18 protein-coding genes are annotated in these 18,967 nt (G+C 68.4%); 7 read left to right on the top strand and 11 right to left on the bottom strand.

All coding sequences use genetic code 11. The features are described 5' to 3' along the window. Positions 1–44 precede the first annotated feature (44 nt). The 4 genes from ACIBVN_RS31900 to ACIBVN_RS31885 form a co-directional block, all read right to left on the bottom strand. The gene (locus ACIBVN_RS31900) at positions 45–938 is read right to left on the bottom strand and encodes a carbohydrate ABC transporter permease (RefSeq protein ID WP_397142699.1); all 894 of its coding nucleotides are present in this window, start codon (positions 936–938) and stop codon (positions 45–47) included. Beyond that, on the bottom strand, positions 935–2,029 hold the full coding sequence (locus ACIBVN_RS31895; RefSeq protein ID WP_397142697.1) for an ABC transporter ATP-binding protein: 1,095 nt from the start codon (positions 2,027–2,029) through the stop codon (positions 935–937). The genes ACIBVN_RS31900 and ACIBVN_RS31895 overlap by 4 nt, the downstream gene beginning before the upstream one ends. Next, on the bottom strand, positions 2,022–3,176 hold the full coding sequence (locus tag ACIBVN_RS31890; RefSeq protein WP_397142695.1) for an ABC transporter ATP-binding protein: 1,155 nt from the start codon (positions 3,174–3,176) through the stop codon (positions 2,022–2,024). Before ACIBVN_RS31890 ends, ACIBVN_RS31895 begins: the two co-directional genes overlap by 8 nt. 65 nt (positions 3,177–3,241) lie before the next feature. Beyond that, entirely contained in the window at positions 3,242–3,670 is a 429-nt protein-coding gene (locus ACIBVN_RS31885; RefSeq protein WP_397142693.1) for a MarR family winged helix-turn-helix transcriptional regulator, read from the bottom strand. A 64-nt stretch (positions 3,671–3,734) separates the two neighbouring features. Here ACIBVN_RS31885 and ACIBVN_RS31880 point away from each other — a divergent pair, with 64 nt between their 5' ends. Beyond that, a complete protein-coding gene (locus ACIBVN_RS31880) occupies positions 3,735–4,127 on the top strand; it encodes a VOC family protein (RefSeq protein WP_397142691.1) in 393 nt (130 codons plus the stop codon). Here ACIBVN_RS31880 and ACIBVN_RS31875 read toward each other — a convergent pair. Together ACIBVN_RS31875 and ACIBVN_RS31870 are read right to left on the bottom strand one after the other, a co-directional pair. Further along, positions 4,105–5,658, bottom strand: a complete 1,554-nt coding sequence (locus ACIBVN_RS31875; protein ID WP_397142689.1) for an alpha/beta fold hydrolase — start codon at positions 5,656–5,658, stop codon at positions 4,105–4,107. The two genes, ACIBVN_RS31880 and ACIBVN_RS31875, sit on opposite strands and share 23 nt — an antisense overlap. A 65-nt stretch (positions 5,659–5,723) precedes the next feature. Continuing rightward, entirely contained in the window at positions 5,724–6,506 is a 783-nt protein-coding gene (locus ACIBVN_RS31870; protein WP_397142687.1) for an SDR family NAD(P)-dependent oxidoreductase, read from the bottom strand. Between the two features lie 141 nt (positions 6,507–6,647). On the opposite strand from ACIBVN_RS31870, the gene ACIBVN_RS31865 reads away from it, so the two are divergent. After that, positions 6,648–8,201 carry a DUF4434 domain-containing protein gene (locus ACIBVN_RS31865; RefSeq protein ID WP_397142685.1) on the top strand — a complete coding sequence of 518 codons (1,554 nt, stop codon included), beginning with the start codon at positions 6,648–6,650 and terminating at the stop codon, positions 8,199–8,201. On the opposite strand, the gene ACIBVN_RS31860 is transcribed toward ACIBVN_RS31865, so the two are convergent. Then, positions 8,198–9,079 (bottom strand): arginase family protein, encoded by an 882-nt coding sequence (locus tag ACIBVN_RS31860; protein ID WP_397142683.1) that lies wholly within the window; start codon positions 9,077–9,079, stop codon positions 8,198–8,200. The two genes, ACIBVN_RS31865 and ACIBVN_RS31860, sit on opposite strands and share 4 nt — an antisense overlap. Positions 9,080–9,108: 29 nt before the next feature. Here ACIBVN_RS31860 and ACIBVN_RS31855 point away from each other — a divergent pair, with 29 nt between their 5' ends. Next, the gene (locus ACIBVN_RS31855; RefSeq protein WP_397142681.1) at positions 9,109–9,636 is read left to right on the top strand and encodes a CGNR zinc finger domain-containing protein; all 528 of its coding nucleotides are present in this window, start codon (positions 9,109–9,111) and stop codon (positions 9,634–9,636) included. Positions 9,637–9,725: 89 nt separating this feature from the next. Here the strand turns inward: ACIBVN_RS31855 and ACIBVN_RS31850 are convergent, their stop codons facing one another. The 3 genes from ACIBVN_RS31850 to ACIBVN_RS31840 form a co-directional block, all read right to left on the bottom strand. Continuing rightward, positions 9,726–11,000: a hypothetical protein gene (locus ACIBVN_RS31850; RefSeq protein WP_397142679.1), complete on the bottom strand. Its 1,275-nt coding sequence runs from the start codon at positions 10,998–11,000 to the stop codon at positions 9,726–9,728. A 281-nt stretch (positions 11,001–11,281) separates the two neighbouring features. Beyond that, the gene (locus tag ACIBVN_RS31845; RefSeq protein ID WP_397142677.1) at positions 11,282–13,210 is read right to left on the bottom strand and encodes a sugar transferase; all 1,929 of its coding nucleotides are present in this window, start codon (positions 13,208–13,210) and stop codon (positions 11,282–11,284) included. 342 nt (positions 13,211–13,552) lie between these two features. Then, positions 13,553–14,359 carry an alpha/beta fold hydrolase gene (locus ACIBVN_RS31840; protein ID WP_397142675.1) on the bottom strand — a complete coding sequence of 269 codons (807 nt, stop codon included), beginning with the start codon at positions 14,357–14,359 and terminating at the stop codon, positions 13,553–13,555. 85 nt (positions 14,360–14,444) lie between these two features. Between ACIBVN_RS31840 and ACIBVN_RS31835 the strand changes: the two genes are divergently transcribed. Continuing rightward, entirely contained in the window at positions 14,445–15,104 is a 660-nt protein-coding gene (locus tag ACIBVN_RS31835) for a TetR/AcrR family transcriptional regulator C-terminal domain-containing protein (protein WP_397142673.1), read from the top strand. Positions 15,105–15,202: 98 nt separating this feature from the next. Here ACIBVN_RS31835 and ACIBVN_RS31830 read toward each other — a convergent pair whose 3' ends face one another. Continuing rightward, on the bottom strand, positions 15,203–15,496 hold the full coding sequence (locus ACIBVN_RS31830; RefSeq protein ID WP_397142671.1) for a VapC toxin family PIN domain ribonuclease: 294 nt from the start codon (positions 15,494–15,496) through the stop codon (positions 15,203–15,205). Positions 15,497–16,115: 619 nt separating this feature from the next. Here ACIBVN_RS31830 and ACIBVN_RS31825 point away from each other — a divergent pair. The 3 genes from ACIBVN_RS31825 (at position 16,116) to ACIBVN_RS31815 (ending at position 18,831) form a co-directional block, all read left to right on the top strand. Next, positions 16,116–16,577: a hypothetical protein gene (locus ACIBVN_RS31825; protein ID WP_397142669.1), complete on the top strand. Its 462-nt coding sequence runs from the start codon at positions 16,116–16,118 to the stop codon at positions 16,575–16,577. Positions 16,578–17,034: 457 nt separating this feature from the next. Continuing rightward, positions 17,035–17,592 (top strand): GrpB family protein, encoded by a 558-nt coding sequence (locus ACIBVN_RS31820; protein WP_397142667.1) that lies wholly within the window; start codon positions 17,035–17,037, stop codon positions 17,590–17,592. A 255-nt stretch (positions 17,593–17,847) separates the two neighbouring features. Beyond that, positions 17,848–18,831: a BtrH N-terminal domain-containing protein gene (locus ACIBVN_RS31815; protein ID WP_397142665.1), complete on the top strand. Its 984-nt coding sequence runs from the start codon at positions 17,848–17,850 to the stop codon at positions 18,829–18,831. The last annotated feature ends 136 nt before the right edge of the window (positions 18,832–18,967 follow it).

The raw sequence follows: 18,967 nt of genomic DNA, 5'->3' as shown, positions 1-18,967 counted from the left end.
AGGGCAGCCGCCGCCCCGCGCCCCTGGTCAAAGCAGCCATCGGGTCACCTCCCCGACCTGGTCAGCACGGTGAAGAAGACGTAGCAGAGGATCTGCACGAACAGGAAGTAGAGCAGCGAGAACGCGCCCGCCGGGCCCAGGTCGAACTGCCCGACCGCGATCTTCGACAGCAGGATGCTGAGGAACGACGTCGCGTTCCCCGGACCGCCGCCCGTCACCACGAACGGCTCGGTGTAGATCATGAAGCTGTCCATGAACCTGAGCAGGATCGCGATCGTCAGCACCCCGCGCAGCCTGGGCAGCTGGATGTGGCGGAACGTGGCCCAGGCGGACGCGCCGTCGATCTGCGCGGCCCGGAAGTACGGGTCGGGGATCGAGCGCAGCCCGGCGTACGCCAGCAGCGCCACCAGCGGCGTCCAGTGCCAGACGTCCATGAGCAGGACCGTGACCCAGGCGTCCGTGGAGTCCAGCGTGTAGTTGAAGTTGATGCCCAGGACGTTGTTGATCGTCCAGCCGCCCAGGCCGATGTCGCCGCGGGCGAAAATCTGCCAGATCGTGCCCACCACGTTCCACGGGATGAGCAGCGGCAGCGCCACCAGCACCAGCGCCACCGACACCCATACGCCGCGGCGCGGCATCGACACCGCGATCGCCACTCCGAGGGGGATCTCCAGCAGCAGCACCTGCGCCGAGAACAGCAGCGTGCGCACGAACGCCGAGCGCACCTCGGGGTCGCGCGCGATCGAGCGGAACCACTCCAGGCCGACGAAGATGCGGTCGCTGGGGCTGAAGACGTCCTGGACGGAGAAGTTGACCACGGTCATCAGCGGAATCACGGCCGTGAACGCCACGGACACGACCACCGGCAGCACCAGCCACCAGGCCCGGTTGTTCTTCCGCTTCAGGTCCGCCCGCGACTCCTCCTGGACCTCGGTCACGTCGTGCCCCTTCCGTTCAGCGGCGCGAGCGAACCGCACCTGACCTGGTCGCGGAACAGGAACGTGCGCTCCGCGGGGAAGTGCAGGAACTCCACCGACTCCGGCGCGTACGGCGAGCCCGCCTCGGTCTTGGCGGTCACGTTGTGCTCGCCGACCTGGGCGTGCACCAGGTCGTAGGCCCCCATGCGGTCGATCCCGGTCACCCGGGCCGCCACCCCCGGCGAGCTGCGGGCGTCGCTGATCTGCACGAACTCGGGGCGCACCCCGATCCTGACCGGCCCGGGCGGCAGGTCGCCCGCGGCCAGGCCCACGTCCGCCTGCCCGACGCGTACGACGCCGTCGACGATCTCGGCGGGCAGCATGTTCATGCCGGGGGAGCCGATGAAGTGCCCCACGAACTCGTGCTCCGGCGACAGGAACAGCTCCGCCGGCTCGCCCGACTGCACGATCGCCCCGTCGTTGACCACCACGACCTCGTCGGCGAACGTCAGCGCCTCGGTCTGGTCGTGCGTGACGTAGATCAGCGTGTGGCCCGTGTCGCGGTGGATCTCCTTGAGCTTGCTGCGCAGCGTCCACTTCAGCGCCGGGTCGACCACGGTGAGCGGCTCGTCCAGCAGCACCGCCGCCACCTGGGAGCGCACCAGGCCGCGGCCCAGGCTGACGATCTGCTGGCGGCCCGGGTCCAGGCGGCGTGACCTGCGGCGGAGGAGGTCCTCGAGGCCGAGGAGCCGCGAGACCTGGCGGACGCGCTCGTCGATCTCCTTCGCCGGATATTTCCGGTTACGGAGGGGGAAGGCGAGGTTGTCGTATACCGACATCTCCTCGTACAGGACCGGGAACTGGAAGACCTGCGCGATGTTGCGGCCCGCGGTGGGCACGTCGGTGACGTCGCGGTCGTCGAAGAAGATCCGGCCCACCGTGGGCGTGATCAGGCCGGAGATGATGTTCAGGAGTGTGGTCTTGCCGCAGCCGCTCGGGCCCAGGAGCGCGTACGCCCTGGAGCTCTGCCAGGTCCAGGTCATCGGCTTGAGCGCCCACGTCTGGCCGCCGTCGTAGCTGTGGCCCACTCCTTCCAGCCGGATGTCAGCCATGCAGGTCGACCTCCGCGGCGCTCGTGGCGAGCAGGCGCCCGCCGTCCTCGTCGAAGACGAAGACGTGTGCCGGGTCCACGTACGCGACCGTGGTCTCGCCAGGGGTGAAGAGCTGGGTGCCCGGCAGGTGGGCGACCAGGTGGACCTGCCCCTGCAGGAGCAGGTGCAGGAACGTCGCGCTGCCCGTCACCTCGGCCAGCCTGATCTCGGCGGGCAGCTCCAGCGCGCCGGGGCCGCCCCGTTCGATGCTGACCTGGTGGGGACGTATGCCGAGCATGACGTCGCGCCCGGACGCGTGCGCGCGGGGCGCGGGGAACGACGTGCCGAGGCATTCGATCCTGCCGTCGCGCACGACGCCGGGCAGCAGGTTGAGCGGCGGGTCGCTGAGCGTGGCGGCGACGGCGAGCGTGGGCGGGTGGGCGTACATCTCGGCCACGTCGCCGACGTGCTGGACCCTGCCTTCGCCCAGGACCACGGTCGGCGCGGCGAACGTGAGCGCCTCGTTCGGGTCGGCGGTGGAGTAGAGGACCACGCCGGCGGAGTCCGCGAACATGGTCTTCAGGTCGGCGCGCAACTGCTCGCGGAGCTTGAAGTCGAGGTTGGCCAGGGGCTCGTCGAGGAGCAGCACGTCCACGGGGCGGGCCAGCGCCCGGGCGATGGCGGTGCGCTGCTGCTGGCCGCCCGACAGCTCGGCGGGCCTGCGGTCGAGGAACGCCGCGATGCCCATGAGCTCGGCCACCTCGCGCACCCGCCGGTCGATCCCGTCACGGCGGAACCCCGGGTCGAGCCGGAGGGGAGAGGCGATGTTCTCGTAGACGGTCAGCGACGGGTAATTGATGAATTGCTGGTAGACGAAGCCGACCGAGCGTTTTCGCACAGAAATGTCGGTGACGTCTTTTCCGTTGACAAGGACGCGGCCCGAATCCGGTGGTAACAATCCGGCGACGACGCGCATCAATGTCGTCTTTCCGGCGGTCATCGGGCCGATTAGGGTGGTCATTCCATCGGATAATTCCAGGCGAACGTCGTCAAGCCAGGTCTCCCCGCGCCGCCGTACGAAGACGCCATCGAGAATCAGCGTCACTGTGCCGGTCCTCTCTGCTCGCCTCCATCTAACATGATCTGCAACTGTGTGCAAAGAGGGCATGTGGTGCAGGAGTGAAGATTGTGACAGCTGGGTTAATTACCACCCTCGTGCGTGGCCTGTCCTGATCAGTTGGTGAAGACCTTCGCCACCAGCTCGTGCAGCTGCTTCCGCTCGTCCGCCGTCAGCGGGGCCAGCGTCTCCCGCTCCACGCGCTCGACCACCGCCAGCGCCCGCTCCAGCGCGTCGCGCCCCTCGGGAGTCAGCGAGATCCGGTAGCGCCGCCGGTCGGCCGGGTCGCGGTCGCGCTCTGCCAGCCCCTCGTCCATCAGGCCGTCCATGAGCCGCACCATGTCGCTCGGGTCGAGCCCGAGCCGGTCGCCGACCTCGCGCTGGGCGGCGGGCCCGAAGTCGGCCAGCGTGGCCAGCACGGCGAACTCCCACAGGCTCAGCCCCGTCTCGCCCGCCAGCCGGGCGGCGAGAGTGCGGCGATTGCCGGCTCCGACCTTGTGCAGCACGAAGGTCGTGGTCGCGAGCAGGGTGGGTGGCAGGTCCATGTCGGCCAAGTGTAGGTTGTGACCAATCATTGGTAGTCACCCACTAATTTCGAGGAGATCCCCGATGGACGCTCTCTATCCACGCCTGCTGGTGCGCGACTTCCCGGCCAGCGCCGCGTTCTACCAGGCAGTGCTGCGTGAACTGCTCGGCGTCGAGCCGGTGAAGGTCCTGCCCGGCTACGCCAACTGGGACATCGAGGGGGAAGCCGGGCTGGTGCTGTTCGCCCGGGACAGGCTCGCGGAGGCCGTCGGCACCGCTGACCTGCCCCGGACCGCTCAGGACGGGGCAATGCTGGTCATGAAGGTGGACGATGTGGACGTGGCGGCCGCCTGCCTCGCCCGCCACGGCGCCACCGTCGCCGCCCCGCCGCAGGACCGTCCCGACTGGGCGCCGACCCTGCGTACCGCGCATCTGCGTGACCCGGAGGGCAACCTCATCGAGTTGCAGTCGTACTGAGCTGGGTGCGGACCGGGAGCTCGGTCGAGGTCGGCACCGGCACCCCGGGGCAGGTGGCGGTGAGCCGCCCGGTCTCGAAGTAGTCGACCACCTTCGTGACGCAGCCCGGCACCCCGAGCGCGGAGCCGTGCACGTCGTCGTCGACGGTCACCACGTGCCCGCCGACGGCCGCCCTCGTCTGCAGCGTCCACTCGTACGGTGACGGGCTCTCGTGCAGGTGCCCCGACAGCACCAGCGAGCCGCCGGGCCGCAGGCGCGTGGTCTGCACGGGCAGCGGCCACCCGGCGCACATGGGGAAGAACGAGGTGGCCTCGCCGGTCACCGGATAGCGCTCGAGGCGCTCGCGGTAGGCGTTCCAGGCCGAGTCGAACGTGCGCGCGCCCTGGTCCTCGTTGCAGAAGAACGCGACGCGCGCCGTGCCGTTGTTCCGCTCGGGCACGCCGGCGGGCGGGGGCGGCGGCCGGTCGCCGAACAGCTTCTTGATCGTCGGGGGCGCGGTGGGGCCGGTCGCGTCCACCAGCTCCTTCAGCACCTGGGCGACCTCCGGCCAGGCGGGGCTCGGCTGGCCCGCCGCCTCCGCGATCATCCGGCCGTCCACGGTGAGGCCGATGTCGGTGAAGGTCACTGGCTTGGCGTCGTACGCCTTGCGCAGATCGGTCAGCGCCGACACCACCTGGCCCTTCGCGCTGCCGAACCCGTACACGTCGTCCCGCTCGGCGATCCACCTGGCCATCCGCTGGAAGTCGCGGTCGGCGGCCCTGGCGCGTACCTCCGTGAAGACGTCCATCCTCGGCACGGGCAGCGCCACGCTGTCCAGCCACATGCGGTGCACCTTGGCCGGGAACAGGCTGCGCAGGACCGTGCCGAGCCAGGTGCCCCACGAGACGCCGAGGAAGCTGATCTTCGCCTCGCCCAGCGCGGAGCGGATCCTGTCGATGTCGCGGGCCACGTTGGCGGTCGTGAGCCGGCCGATGAAGCCGGGGTCCGACCGGCCGCAGGCCTGGTTGTCCTTGACCGTCTGGTCGTAGACCTGCCTGGCCAGCTCCTCGCTGACGGGTCCCGGCGGCGCCGGCCCCGGCCTGCCGCCGGAGCATTTGGCCTTCGTGCTGTAGCCGACGCCGCGCGGGTCGAAGCCGATCAGGTCGTAGCGGGCGTTCAGCTTCGCGTCGGTCATGGTGAGTTGGAGCGGCATCAGGTAGCCGCTGCCGCCCGGGCCTCCGGGGTTGACCGCCAGGCTGCCCAGGCGGTGTTCCCGGTCGGTGGCCCTGAGCCTGGTCAGGGCGATGGTGATCTGCTTTCCGCCGGGGTCGGCGTAGTTCTGGGGGACGGTGAGCGTGCCGCACTCCGTCCTGCCGAGCAGGCGTCTGAACTCGGGGAGCCGCTGGTCGTCGAGGCCCATCCAGCGCAGCACGTCGTCGGAGTAGGACGGGCAGTCCTGCCAGGTGATGGCCGGTCGCTCGGCGGTCCCGGCCGCGTACGCGGGTGCGGGCGCGGCCAGCAGGCCGGCCGTGAGCAGCGTTCGTAAGATCATGCCCCCAGGCTCGCGGCGGCCCGGCCCGGCGACATCCCCCGGCAGAGGGGGCCACGAGCCAACCTTCAGGGGATGATCGAGTCCACGTACCCGCCGTCGACCCGCACCGCCGCCCCCGTGGTCGCGGAGGCGAAGGGCGAGCTGAGATAGACGACCATGTTCGCGATCTCCTCGGGCTCGATCAGGCGCTGCAGCAACGACTGGGAACGGTGCTGGAGCATGAACGCCCGCTGCGCCTCCTCCCACGGCAGTTCCGTGCCCATGAGCTCGTACACGAACTTCTCGACGCCCCCGGTGCGCGTCGGCCCCGCGATCACCGAGTTGACCGTCACCCCGCTGCCCGCCGCCTCCTTGGCGAACCCCCTGGACACGGCCAGCAGCGCGGTCTTCGTCATCCCGTAATGGATCATCTCGATGGGGATGACCACGGCGGAGTCGCTGGCGATGTACTGGATCCGGCCCCAGCCGCGCTCGACCATGCCGGGCAGGTAGGCGCGCGTGAGCCGGACCGCGGCCAGCACGTTGACGTCGAAGTAGCGCCGCCACTCGTCGTCGGTGATCTCGAGCGCGGGTTTGGCCCCGAAGATGCCCAGGTTGTTGACGAGGATGTCCACCTGGGGCAGCGCGCGCAGCACCGCCGCGCAGCCCTCGTCCGTGGTCACGTCGCCGGGTGCCGCGATCAGGTCGCCGACTTCTATCTGCTCGATGGCCATCGCGACGGTGCTTTCGCTGCGGCCGTTGATCGCGACGTGGGCCCCCGCCAGCGCCAGCCCCTCGGCGATGGCCGCCCCGATGCCCTGAGTCGAGCCGGTGACCAGCGCGGTCTTGCCACTGAGATCGATACGCACGACATCTACCCCCTGCTCGCCATTGTCCGTGGTGAGGAAGCGGTGGGTCGCGCCGGGGGTGGCACTCGGCCCGCGTCGCTCGCGAAGAGGCCTGAGCGCCGGTCATATGCGTAGGCTGGTGGTGGCGTGGAAGGGGCGTGGGTGCACCGGATCATCCTGTGGCTCGTCGTGGTGGTCGCCTTCATGGTGAGCCTGGTCGTGCCCGGCAAACCCGAGATCGAGGCGTGCCAGTCACGCGACACCAGAGTCGTCGCCCCGTACGCCGTCACCGGCTACTGGGTCATGCCCCGGGCCGATCCGTGCGTGACGCGGCGCATGGTCGAGGCGATCCACGCGATCGGCGGCGACACGATGATCACGTTCGGCCCGCGGTTCAGCGCCCGCGAGGACCCCGACTTCGCCGACTGCCTCGTGGACGGGCGGCCGTGCGCCGAGGTCCCCGGGGTCCGCCACGTCTACACCTACGTGACCAGCGAGGAGTTCGGGAAGGGGCTGCTGCGGTGCCCGGGGCTGGACCGGCGGATCGAGAGCCGGGGCCGGATCTTCTACCGGGTCTCGCTGGCCGGGTCCTGTCAGGACCCCGTACAGGATCTCGTGCTCATCGCCACGGACGGCGACGGGCTCGGCAACCTGATGACCGAGGCGGCCGCGTACGGGATGACCGTCTTCCCCGGGCTGCCCGCCGCGCCGCAGCTGGCCGGCAAGCCGTGGGAGCCCGACACCGCGCACACCGCCGCGCTGACCGCCTTCACCGCGCGGGTGCTGGCCGACTACCGGGAGCGGTTCGGGAGGTCTTCCGCGTTCGGCGGGGTGTACCAGTCGTTCGAGCTGGCCATGCGGACGCGGTCGGCCAAGGACCCGATCATCGAGCTGTACGCGGCCCAGCACAAAGTCGTCGCGGCCACCCTGTCGGGGAAGAAGATCGTGGTCAGCCCGTACATCGACGCCCGGAGAGGCCGCGGGTTCCCCCCGGAGCAGGTGGAGCAGGGGCTCGCCGACATCGCGGCGACCCGGGCGGGGCTGCCCATGGCCGTCGCCGTGCAGGACGGGCGGGGGACCGGGAAGGTGCCGGTCCACGGGATCCAGGAGGCGGGGGCGAAGGTGGTGCCGCGCCTGGTGCCGGTCGTCGGGGACGTGAGCAACGCGCAGGCGTACTACGGCGCCACCCGCGACTACATCGAGGCGGCGGCGCGGCGGGTGCCGTCCGGGGTGGAGTTGTGGGTGAACGTGGAGGGGTTCGAGCCGACTCCCGTGGACGGGGAGTGCGGGCGGGTCGATCCGTTGCCGCTGCGCGGGCGTACCACGAAGAGCCGGATCGACCAGCAGGTGATGGCGGCCGGGACGCACGCCGCCAAGATCATCTCTTACGGATGGGACCCCTTCTTCACCTGCCAGGCCCGCTACGACACGCCGTCGCTGGCCGACGACATCGTGAACGGCTGGCGGCAGCCGATCATCGTCGGCGCCTCGCGGAAGGAGATGAACGGGCGGCCCGGCGTCCTCGTCGAGGGCTACAACCTGCGCGGCGGCACGCTCCGCTTCGACCCGCAGGGGGTGGTGGTCAAGCAGGAGTGGTACGAGAAGGGGCGGCTGGAGTCGGCGTGGGCCCCGTACGTTCCTTCGGGCCCCTGGACCTCGATCACCGCCACGAATGAGACCGGCCACTCCAGCACGAGCGGCTACGTGATCCGTTAGGTCAGCGCCGACACGAGGATGTCCGCCAGCAGGGCGGCCTGGCTGCCGTCCTCGTCCAGGTCGGGATCGAGGATCGTCACCTCCAGGCCCGCGGCTCCCGGGAGCTTCACCAGGCCGCGGATCAGCTCGGTGAGCTGCGCGGCGTCGAGCCCGCCGGGCGTGGGGGAGTCGACCGCGGACAGCACGGACGGGTCGAGCACGTCAGCGTCCACGTGGATCCAGAACCCGTCGAGTTCGTCCCGCAGGAGCACCTTGCTCGCGTCGTCGAGGGAGATGTCCCTGCCGGGGACGCAGGCGATGCCGCTGTCCGAGAAGTCGTCGAGATCCTCCTCGTCCCGCACTCCCAGCACGATCACGTCCTCGTCCCTGACGTACGGCCGCAGCCCGTCGATGTCCGTCAGGTAGTCGTCACCCCGCCCGGTGACCAGGGCCAGGTCCTCCCCGGCCGCGGAGCCGACGTGCGGGGAGTTGCCGAGGTGCCGGAAGTCGGAGTGCGCGTCCAGGTACGCCAGCCCGTACCGTCCGCTCCTGCGCAGGTCGAGGGCCGGGCCGAGCAGGATCGAGCAGTCCCCGCCGAGCAGCACGGGGAACCCGCCCTCCGCCCTGATGGCGCCCACCCGGTCGGCCAGCCTGCGGGCGTAGGAGGCGATGGCGGGTCCGTTGCGCACGCCGCTCCCCGGCGTCCAGGTAGCCACGTAGCGGGGCGGGACGAGCGCGCCCGCGTCGGCCGCGCCCAGGCGCTGGACGAGACCGGTGTTCCGCAGCGCCCAGGGGGCCTTGTAGCAGCCGGGGACGGTGTCAGGGGCGGGCGGGCGCAGGCCGAGGTTGGAGGGCGCGTCGAGGACGACGATCTCTCTGTCAGGGGTTATTATGCTCATAGTCGTGACGGTAACAGGAGGCGGGCGGAATGCGCCAGTTCGTTGAGACGGGTCTCGTGGCACTCGACCTGGCCAACACGTGGGACGAGTACCTGGCGGATCCCGAGCGCCTGCCGGATGTGGAGGCCCTGCACCGCTTCTGCCACGAGCTGGGGGAGTGCGGCGAGCCCGGCGGTGACGACCTGCGTGCGGTTCGTGCCGTCCGGGGCCGATTGCGCGCGGTGCTGTCCTGCGAGCCGGTGGAGCGAACGCGCGCCTTGGCTCAGTGGGCGGACGACCTTCCGATCCGGGTGATCGTGGAAGAAGCGGACGGGGTGCCGCGGCAACGGCTCAGCGCGTCTGCAGGAGCCACCCTGGCCGAACGGCTGGCCGTGCGATCCGTCGCGGAGCTGCTCGACATCGCCGCCTCGGGCGACTGGGACCGGCTCCGCCTCTGCGCGGCCGATCCCTGCAAGGACGCCTTCGTGGACCACAGCCGTCCGGGCAAGCGCCAGTTCTGCTCCACCCGCTGCGCCAACCGCGCCCACGCCGCCGCCTCCCGCGCCCGCCGCCGTTGAGGCTTCCGGACGGCTCTCGCAACGGAGATCACCGTGCTACGACGGCGGTCAGCCAGTTTTGCGCGGGACGGCTCAATGTGCTGTTGCGATCACGTCTGGGTCCGGGTGGTGGAGACGGCGCAGCCGTCGCACCAGAAACCGAAGAGCAGCCAGGGAAACTGCACCGGACCGAAGGGCGTGGGGCCGCTGTCGACAGCGGCAAGGAAGGGCATGAAGTTCCCGCACTCAGGGCAGATGGGATGCGTCTCGGGGGTTGGCCAGCGCGGTAGGCCGCCTACCTGATGGTGGGAGTTCCTGGTGACGCTTCCGGGGATGGCAGTCTTGCTGACACCCGTCTGGTTGGGGTGGGGCTCGAGGACCATGGACCGTTCGCCAGGTATCAGTCGTGGCTCGCGGCCCGCGGGGCCTTGAGGGTTGAAGTAGACCTTCGTGCCCTGTCCGGTGAACCGCACGGTGATTACGTCAACTTCGTCGCAGTCGCACGAGAACCAGAAGAACGATGGATCGTGGCTCAGGTTGTGCGGTAGGTCGCCGGCCGACAGAGTGAGCACGCGTTCGGCCGGCGCCCCGCACTCTGCGCAGAGGGGAACCTGGTGCGCGTACGTGCCGCCCATGATGTGCTTGCTCGCACCTTTGTCCGCGACGAACCCCATGAACGCGGGGTGGAAGCCGGCCGCTTTCCCGGTGTCGGGTAGTCGGCCCGCGAGCGGCATCAGCCATTCCCAGTCCTCCAGGTCCGGCACCTCGTCGCGTACCGAGGCGATGAGTTCCGCGGCGTGTTCGGTGCGGATGAGGGCCAGTGCCCACAGGTGGTCCAGGTCGCCGTCGTTCTTCCACTCGGCCAACAGGGCGTCGGCCAGGTCGTCCTCGGCACCGGACAGCAAGCTCTCCTTGATGGACGGGCTGTCGATCCGGTCGGCGCAGTGGCGTAGGCGTTCCGGGAAGTAGATCCCAATATTGAAAAGGACGGCGGAGTATGGCGAATCTGGGTCCGGGGCGGCCAGATAATCCTGGATGAACGCGTCCAGGGTGGCGGCCGGCAGCCACGGGACGAGCCGGGCCGCTGATCGGGCGAGCGGAACCGTACGACGCAGCCGTTCCGCTGCCCTGGTCTTCTCCGCCTGCGCACCCGGGATCATCTCGAGGTAGGCCGCCACATGCTCGGCGACCCGACTGTCCGATGTCTCCATGAGACAGGTGATCGCTGCGGCAATCCCCTCGGTGCCGGCCGGGGCTAGCAACGCCGTGACGCGCTCGTCCTTCGCCGCGACCGACAACTCCTCATCGAAGATGATCTCCTCGATACTCTGGATCATGATCCGACATACTTCCATCTCGGCGGGCGAACACGACACGGTGCGCATACTGGCACTCCACCCGATCCAGACATCGGCCCGGAGATGAGCCTCGGGCAGAGCCACCTGCGTTGCACGGTTTCAGCGGCTGGATCGACAGTCAGGTCGCCATCGCCACCCTTGTCCTCGTACACCGACCGCGGCTGCATAACCTGACTGCCATCAGCCGTCAACCCCTTGCGCGGAAAGGCTCACTCACGCTGGAAGGCGACGGCGGGCGTACGGAAACAATATCGCCGCTACGTCGCGGTTCCCCCTCCCTGTTCTGCTGGGCGCACGAAAGATCGAGGCTAGGAAATGCGCTTCCAGTAAGTGGAAATGAAACCCCAAAGCAGACTTCGATCCAGCTCCAGGCTCGCGTGTTTGTCATACCAGAAGCTGGTGAAGCCTCGTTGAACGTCCCATGCATCTGTCTTCGGCTTGAGGCCGAGCTCCACGGTCTTGTTGGCGAACGGGCCGATCCACCCGGGCTTTCCGATCAGATCCACTTTGTCCCAACGTGGGCCCAGGGCGGGACCGACAGCATTTATAGTTCTCTGTCTGTCGTCCAGCAATAGCGGTCGGTTTTCCACGACCGACATGTTTCCTTTGTAGAGGACGTTGTAGGCCATTTGACCAATCTCGTCGAGGGTGGACTTCGCCCACACTGCGCCGACCTTCGTACGCCGCGAATCTGATGAGCCGCCGCTGCTGTCCTTGCCGTCGGTTATCTTCATCGTACGGCCCTTGAGAAGGTCGAACTCGTGGCCGCCCTGGCCAATCCGTTTCTGCAGGAAGAAGGGGTTCTTTCCGTCCTCTACGAACTTCGCGAGCGCGAAAAGGGAGGTCACAGGAGCGGTGACAGCGAGAATCCCCAAAGCCCACTTGACGTCATGCCACCGCTTGGCCGGACTAAGCTTCCAGCCTCTGCCCTCCAGGCTCGCATAGCTCGGGACAGGCCAGGATCGGGCGGCGAGTGCCGCGCCGGTGCTGAGAACGGCCATGCCGAATCCCAGCTGAGCAGCGTGCTCCCAATCCCAGTCGGCGCCGCTGGCCCATCCCGCGGTCGCCAGCACGGTTGTGCTCACCGCCCCGCCGGCCAGGATCCGGGAGAACGCCCGCTCCCATGTGGCCGACTCCATGGCCTGGGCCAGACCAGTGAGCGCGGGTCCCCCTCGGCGCAGGAGCAGGGGCAGCGCGGCGTGCGCACCGGCCATCAACCCGCCGGCGAGCGCTCCGTGAGACATGTCCCGAACGAGCTCCGCCGCATCGACGGTGCCGGTGGTGAACAACTGATCGATCACGCCCAGTCCGCCGGAGAACATCGCGCCCAGCGCGGCCTGACGGATGATCAGCAAGATGATCCGTAGTGCCTGGCCCTCCACTCGGAGCAGCCTTTTCACCACGACGTCGAGGGTGGGGCCGAGCCTGCGGGCCAGTAGCTTTGCGAGGAGCATCAGTGCCACCACGAACGCCGCGGATGCCACGAATCGCCATCTGGCCTTGACAATCGCGTCATAGGCGATCTGCGCGCAGTCGGCGAGATGCTCGCACTGCTGCCGCAGGCGCGCCAGCTGCCCCTGGTCGCCGTGCACCACCCGCGCGGCGCGTCCGAACGCGGCCGTGGCCGGCCCGCACCCGGCCGCACGACAGGACTGATCGGCGATCTGCTCCTGAACATCGCCGACTACGCGTCCCATCGCCGTCGCGGCATCCCGCAGCCGCACCACACCGTCGAGATCGCCATCCGGCCACGCGGAGCCGCATCCTATGGATTCGAGGAACCAGATCGCCTGGCTCACGAAGCCAGGCGGCGGCGTGGTCGTCGGAAGGCCGCCCGGGCCCAGCTCGGGCCTGTACTTCTCCGGATCCTTCAGCCAACCCGGGCACGGCTGCTCGCACGGGATCCCACCGTTCGCCGCCTCGACCCTGGCATACCGGTCCCCGGTGACAGCCAGCCCGGCCGCCATCCCGCGTAGCAGGTTCACCGCCGCGACCAGGTCGTTCAGCAGCTCGTCACGTATTTGGGCGAACCCCGGCACGCCCGCCTCGGGATCGCCCTCGAAAAGCCCCCGGCCCAGACCGTCCTGACCGAAGGGCCGCTCATCCATCGCCCGGCAGAACGCGTCCACGCCCCGGGCGAGATCATCGGCGGCCTCCCGGGCCCCTTTTCCCGCGCTGACCCAGCTCTCCGGATTGAATTGCAGGACCCCCGCAGGGGCCAAATTCTCGGCGGCCATGGCTCTTCAACTCCATGATCTGCAACAACCGCTCGCCACTGTAACGGATCAGCTACGCCGACGGAATATGTGGCCGCTTTGAAGAGCACGCGCCCCCAGCCGTCCCCCGCGCCCGCCACTGCTGACGAACCGGCTGGCAATCCGACGCGCTTTGGCGCTCCAGGCTCAGGCACGGCGCCAGGTTCGGCGCCGTGACTCCTTCCGCTGGCTCACCTGGCTACCCAAGACCGAGCGCCATAGGTGCGTACGCCTTTCCTCTCCCCCTCCCACCGCAGCCGTGAGCTGAGTGACGAGAGGCCGCAGGCTTCGCGTCAAAGCCACGGACCGCACCAGCAGGCGTTCCTACAGGACCTTGTCGGCGAGTGTCCGAATGATGTCGGCGACTGTCTTGGGGGCTTTGAGGTCAGCGCCGTGATCCCGCTTGTGCATCACCACACGTTCGGCCCGGCGTAAAACGCGCTCGATGGCGTCCAACGACGCGGTCTGCTGCGATGTGCTGCGGTCGCCGCTGAGTAGCACGGTGGGCGTGGTGATCCGGGAGTACGCGTCGAGGCGGACACCCAGCCGATCCATGGCTTCGAGATCATCGATCTGGCACGGCACCAGCCTGCGGTAACGCGAGATGAGGGCGGTGAGAGCGGCTGCCGCCCATGCCTGCCAGGCCGGTAGGCCGATGGTCTGGCGGAAGAAGATCGCCATTGCCTTGCTCGGCTTGCCTGCGGCGAGCGCGGCCCGCGCGTGCGTGATGACCTCGCTGTCCCGGCCGGCCAATGGTGTGTCGATCACGGCGGCTGGTTCGAAGATCACCGCGCCGGTGAAGGCCGACGGTGATGCCGCAAGGGCTTCGAGGGCGACCACCCCGCCGGAGGAGTGGCCGTAGATGATCAGTGGCCGGCCGACTTGGCGGGCGATCGCCAGAACGTCGTCGACCTCCTGGGAGACCGAACATGCTGTGCCGCCGGTCTTGAGGTCCGGCCGGTACTGACGTCGGTGCAGGCGTAGGACGCGAAACCGCCGGGCGAGGATCGCGGCGAGCTTCTTGGTCCGCGTCCCGTCGTCCAACCCGGGACCGATGATCAGGATGGCCGGCCCGCGCCCCTGGTCGTAGACGTGGATGTCAGTCCCGTCGGCTGCGATCACGGTGTCCATGCCGTCTCCTTCGCCGCTGCCTTAGCATTGCTAAGCTCGCCTTAGCAATGCTAAGGATGACTTAGCGCTGCTAAGGTGTCAACCGATGTGCGCGAACGCCCGCCCTGGCCTGACCAGACAGACGTTGATTGAGACGGCGCTGCGGCTTCTGGATGAGGTAGGGCTGGAGGGGCTGACGGTGCGCCGACTCGCCGCCGAGCTCGGCGTCCAGTCGCCGGCGCTGTACTGGCACATTCGCAGCAAGCAGGAACTGTTGGACGGCATGGCGGATGCGATCATCCTGGCTGCGGGGATGGGCCCGCCTCACCACGGCGAGGTGTGGCAGGATTGGCTGGCCCGCCGGGCCCGTGCGTTCCGGCAGTCGCTGCTCGCCCACCGTGACGGCGCCCGCATCGTCGCCGATGCCGCCTGGCTCAGCCCCGCGACGGTCAGAGCGTTCAACGACGAACTGACCGCCATGGTGGACCGCGGCTTCACCCCCGTGCTGGCACTGCGCACCATCACCGCCCTCTCTCAGTACGTCACCGGATTCGTCCTGCAAGAACAGTCCCGGCCGCGCAAGCGCGCCGAGCAGCGTTCGGACCCGATTGCAGCGCTGAGCGATCTACTGGACGGCGACACCTCCGCCCCCCTGCTTGCGGCGATCCGCGACGGCGGCACCACGACCGGCGACGACGCCTTCGAGCATGGCCTTCAGGTACTCATCGACGGGACCATCGCCGCCCTCACCGCGCAGGCCACCTGATGGCTTGACGAACTTGCCGCCCATTCATCACTCATGTGTCGCAACGTTTCCGTCTATGACAGAACAAGAACGCCCCAGCCGTGCTCGGCTCGGGGCACTCAGTGAGGAACCACCTGAGCGCGGACACCGGGGAGATCGTCGAACGCTGCCGACGCGTCCATCGTGATCACCGTCCTCGCGGTGGCCGCAGCTGTCGCGGGGATCAGCAGTTCGTGCGCGCCTCGGGACTTGCCTTCTCGCCGGACATGTGCCATGAGACGGGCGTGGACCCTGGCGACGCCCGTTGTGTATTCCTCAACGGGGATCAACGCAAGAACCTCATCCACGAAGGCCTGTCGATTGGGCCGTCGGGCCGCATCAGCCATCTCGACAGCGACGAGCAACTCAGCCACAGTGATGGCTCTCCATGCGTGTAAGCATCGCCGGGCGTACCGAGTACGAGAGGCCGGGCGCCTCGAGTGGGTAGCGCTCGCCGTTATCCGCCGCCTGATCGACAAGCGCGACATCGTCAGCGGCACCAGCATGAACGCACCGCTCTACGTCGTTACGGAGGTGTAGCGGCGTAGGCCATGTTCCGTCTGCCAAGCGGACGCGCAGCCGGAGCGTAGGAGGGCATCGAGCAGCGCGGCCAGGTTCGGACGATGGGCGCACTGCTGTCGGAGTGGCAGTCTTCCCACGCGCCGATCACGATGGCCGTGACCTTCGCGGTGTCGACGCGCTCGAAGAACCAGTCGAGGCGCTCGGCGATGCGGCTGCCGTCTCAGCCGGGAGCGCCGAGCCGCCAAGCCGCGGACCCGGCGTCGGGATGCGGCCCATAGACCCCGACGACACTTCCGCCACCCGAGCCATCGGGCCTCACTAGTCTCCGGAGTCCTTGAACGCCGGTGGGCAGGCGAACAGGCCGCTGGAGACGTGCTTGACGTACGGTTGCCCGTCCGGGATCGGGACACGAACAAAGCGTCGACCAGCAAACGGACTCGACATCTGAACTACTTCAGATAACCTGTTGAGGTGACGACCAAGAGCTTTCCTTACAGTGCGTTTCTCAGGGGCCCTTCAGAGGTGCTTCCCACACTGGACAATGCCGATGTCATCCTCGAACGACGCGATGACGAGAACCTCATCTTGATGCGCGCCGAGCGGTTCGAGGCGGGGATGGCCAGCTTGCGTATCGCCGCTCGTGCGCTGGCCATCGTGGCTCGCCGCAACAGCGCCCTTGCCGAGGAAGTCCTCGCGGAGGAGCTCCCGTGGCTCACCTGGCTGCCCGACACGGAACGTCAGGAGTGCGTACGTGAGCTGCTCAGCCACCTGATCGCGGGGGCGGACACTGGAGAGTTGCTGCCGTTCGGGAGGTCGTTGGCCTCATGGCGCTCCACTGCGGTGATCTGGAGCGATCCGCGCCTTGCCGGCGAGCTGCAGGGGCCCTTCCCCGGCGACGGGTCAGAGGTCCCCCGTCCGAAAGGCGATTCTTGATGGCAGGCCGGGGAGACGATGTCCCCCGCCCCAACCCATGGCGTGTTCGATTCGCCGACCGCCGCGCCGCCGAGGGGTGGACGCATTTGCTCGCCCAGGCTCCGGAAAACCTTGATCGGGCATGGGTGGCCATCACCAGCGATCCGCGACGTGTGGACTGCCGCCAGCACCCGCTCAAGGGTGCACTCGGCATCGTGAAAGTGGCTGGTGCACCACTCGAACAGTGGCAGTACGAGGCCACGTCCGGCGGTCGGCTGTGGTATGCGATTGACGATGAGGAGCGCACCCTGTGGATCACACGTGCCGGGACGGGACATCCTAGGCAGACCGACCAGCGCCGTTGACCGCCGCCATGCGATGAACCCTTGATGTACGGGAGAGGGCAGGCGGGGCGGGGTTTGCCCATGATCTGAGCTCTCAGGTACGTTGATCCGCTGCCTACTGGAAGGCCGGGAAAATGTCCGATGCGCATGATGACGCCAAGCTGTCCGCAGTGCTGGTCCACGGTCTGCGTCCGACGAAGGTGACCATCGTCGACTACGATCCCGCCTGGCCGGCGCGCTACGAACGGCGAGCCGCCGAGTTGCGGGCGATCCTCGGCGAGCGCGCGAGGTTGATCGAACACATCGGCTCCACCTCGGTGCCCGGCCTCCCCGCGAAGCCCATCATCGACATCGTCGTCGGCATCGACGATCCGGACGACGAGCCTGCCTACCTGCCCGATCTCGAAGCGGCAGGCTACGACCTGCGCGTTCGGGAGCCGGGACACCGCTGCCTCCGGACCGGGGAGCCCGGCGAGCCGGTGAATCTGCACTGTTACCCGCCCGATCACGTCGAGGTGCGCCGCTACCTCGCCTTCCGCGCCCGGCTGCGGGCCAGCGAGAGCGACCGGGACCTGTACGCGGCCACCAAGCGCGAACTGGCACAACGGGAGTGGCGTGACATCAACTACTACGCCGAGGCAAAGGGACCAGTGATCGGCGAAATCCTCACCCGAGCGGGATGGCGCGACTAGCGACGGGACGGGCGTCAGCACGGGCCGGCAAAAGGACATCATAGCTGGACGACTTCCGGCTCCCGATGGGCGGTGTCTCTCGGGTGCGTGGTGCGACAAGCAACTCCCGAGGCCGCCGCTAGCCTGTCGCGCGGCTGGACTCTCCCACTGGGGGAGGCCTCATGCTACTCCCACGGTCCCCAGTGGTTGATCACGAAGGTGTCAGGGACGGGAACGGTGTGACCGTTCGCCCCGTCAGCATGAGGAGAGCGACGCATGACCATAGTGAAGGACATCGAGGCCCGTGGCATGCACCACTGCGAGACGACGGCGCTGGGAGTGCTGTTGCGGCATGAGGGACTTGATCTGTCCGAGCCCATGCTGTTCGGCCTGGGTTCGGGCCTGTCCTTCATCTATTGGGACAGCAAGGGCATGGCGTTCCCCTTCCTCGGAGGCCGCGTCAAGCCTTTCGACCTCACCAGGAACCTGGCCGCCCGGCTGGGGCTGACGTTGACGACCGAGGAGACCACCTCACCGCGCAAGGCGTGGGAGAACGTGGCCGCCCCAATCGACGCCGGTCGGCCGGTCGGCCTCCAGCTCGACTGCTACCACCTGGACTATTTCCGCTCCAAGGTGCATTTCGGCGGTCATGTCGTCGCCATGTACGGCTACGACGAGCACGACGTCTACCTTGTGGACACCGACCAGCAGGGCGGAGCGGTGCGTACCAGCCGGGCCAGCCTCGCCACGGCGCGGGCCGAACGCGGCCCGATGACCGCCAGGAACCGATCCTTCACCATCACCCTGCCCGCTCACCCGCTTTCCTGGCAGGACCAGATCATCCCCGCCATCAAAGCGTGCGCCGACGCCTTCCTCGCCGCTCCCATCGCGAACCTGGGCCACCGCGGCATCGAGAAAGCCGGCAAACAGGTGCCCAGATGGCTGCTACGCGCCGGCGCGCCGCAGCAGGACCTGCCGCAGGCCGCCCTCCTCATGGAGAAGGGCGGCACCGGCGGTGCCCTGTTCCGCGCCCTCTATCGCGACTTCCTCGACGAGTGCACTGGGCTGATCGACGACGGCAACCTCCGCGCCGGTCACAGGCTGTACGCCGAGGCCGCCGACCTTTGGACGGACGTGTCCACCTTGATCGCGAAGGCTGGGGAGAGCGGCGACGCGGGATACCTCGAGCAGGCAGGCGTCATCCTCCACGATCTTTCGCGCATCGAGAAGGACGCCATGCAGGTGCTGCGTCAGTTGTAGCTCAAAGGGAAAGCGGGCTGTACGGATACGCCCTGAGTCATGCGGGCTCTTCGAAGTTGGTCGGGGCTGAGCCATCCACGGCTTCTCCGAGTCAACCGCGCACTGGTCTTCCGACTTCGACTGGGTTCGAAACCCC

This window comes from Nonomuraea sp. NPDC049400, from assembly GCF_044466425.1.
GTDB lineage: Bacteria > Actinomycetota > Actinomycetes > Streptosporangiales > Streptosporangiaceae > Nonomuraea.
Note: the sequence above shows the minus strand (reverse complement) of the source record. Positions and strands in the feature narration are given on the sequence as shown.

Bases quoted from the DNA above. Each gene is read 5' to 3' on its own strand.
- ACIBVN_RS31850 (WP_397142679.1), bottom strand. From the start codon at position 11,000: ATGCGCACCGTGTCGTGTTCGCCCGCCGAGATGGAAGTATGTCGGATC.
- ACIBVN_RS31890 (WP_397142695.1), bottom strand. From the start codon at position 3,176: ATGCCCTCTTTGCACACAGTTGCAGATCATGTTAGATGGAGGCGAGCA.
- ACIBVN_RS31880 (WP_397142691.1), top strand. From the start codon at position 3,735: ATGGACGCTCTCTATCCACGCCTGCTGGTGCGCGACTTCCCGGCCAGC.
- ACIBVN_RS31895 (WP_397142697.1), bottom strand. From the start codon at position 2,029: ATGGCTGACATCCGGCTGGAAGGAGTGGGCCACAGCTACGACGGCGGC.
- ACIBVN_RS31860 (WP_397142683.1), bottom strand. From the start codon at position 9,079: ATGAGCATAATAACCCCTGACAGAGAGATCGTCGTCCTCGACGCGCCC.
- ACIBVN_RS31820 (WP_397142667.1), top strand. From the start codon at position 17,035: ATGTCCGATGCGCATGATGACGCCAAGCTGTCCGCAGTGCTGGTCCAC.
- ACIBVN_RS31885 (WP_397142693.1), bottom strand. From the start codon at position 3,670: ATGGACCTGCCACCCACCCTGCTCGCGACCACGACCTTCGTGCTGCAC.
- ACIBVN_RS31875 (WP_397142689.1), bottom strand. From the start codon at position 5,658: ATGATCTTACGAACGCTGCTCACGGCCGGCCTGCTGGCCGCGCCCGCA.
- ACIBVN_RS31815 (WP_397142665.1), top strand. From the start codon at position 17,848: ATGACCATAGTGAAGGACATCGAGGCCCGTGGCATGCACCACTGCGAG.
- ACIBVN_RS31835 (WP_397142673.1), top strand. From the start codon at position 14,445: ATGTGCGCGAACGCCCGCCCTGGCCTGACCAGACAGACGTTGATTGAG.
- ACIBVN_RS31845 (WP_397142677.1), bottom strand. From the start codon at position 13,210: ATGGCCGCCGAGAATTTGGCCCCTGCGGGGGTCCTGCAATTCAATCCG.
- ACIBVN_RS31840 (WP_397142675.1), bottom strand. From the start codon at position 14,359: ATGGACACCGTGATCGCAGCCGACGGGACTGACATCCACGTCTACGAC.
- ACIBVN_RS31855 (WP_397142681.1), top strand. From the start codon at position 9,109: ATGCGCCAGTTCGTTGAGACGGGTCTCGTGGCACTCGACCTGGCCAAC.